Raw genomic sequence first — 536 nt, forward strand, 5'->3', positions numbered from 1 at the left:
GCCCCCCACTGAAACCAGTTATTATCACCTATACAACTTCAAAAACTCCTCTGCCGTCAATCCTGCCTTTGCTGTTTGAATGCCTTTAACGCATCAGGGTCAAACACTATATTCTTTCCAATCCAATTGTGTTTCAGGATACCATCCTTTACCCATCTTCTAACTGTAATTTCTGCAACCTCAAGATATTCTGCTGCCTCTTTGATAGTGAAAGGAGACCGCCTTATATCGCTGAACACTTCCGCATGGGTATAATGCTCTTTTTCAAAACCAAGCCTTGCAATAATAGAAAAGAGTCGTTCCCTTTCCCTTATCGGCATATCAAGGATTTCTTCATAAACTTTTCTTGCTGTTAGCATGGTTATTCAACCTCCCTGAGATATTTCTTAAGTTCACGATAGAAATTTTCATGCGTTCCTATCATATAAAATATTATGTTATTGCTTTTTTCTTTCTTGGCTATTAAGTATTTCTTTCTCTGCAATTTACCCTTATGCATTTTCAATCCTTCTAATTCTCCTTTTTTTGCCTTTTCC

Annotated in this window: 2 protein-coding genes; both read right to left on the reverse strand. The window is 37.3% G+C overall.

Translation table 11 applies throughout. The features are described from left to right. Positions 1-56 precede the first annotated feature (56 nt). Positions 57-359, reverse strand: a complete 303-nt coding sequence (locus HW443_RS12830) for a helix-turn-helix domain-containing protein (protein ID WP_176238402.1) — start codon at positions 357-359, stop codon at positions 57-59. Between the two features lie 2 nt (positions 360-361). After that, the coding region (locus HW443_RS14260; protein WP_176238403.1) for a type II toxin-antitoxin system RelE/ParE family toxin at positions 362-536 on the reverse strand (175 nt) is incomplete at its 5' end.

This window comes from Candidatus Hakubella thermalkaliphila (assembly GCF_013281975.1).
In the GTDB taxonomy this organism is placed as follows: Bacteria; Actinomycetota; Humimicrobiia; order Hakubellales; family Hakubellaceae; genus Hakubella; species Hakubella thermalkaliphila.

Coding starts and splice junctions, on each gene's coding strand:
- HW443_RS12830 (WP_176238402.1), bottom strand. CDS start 359: ATGCTAACAGCAAGAAAAGTTTATGAAGAAATCCTTGATATGCCGATA.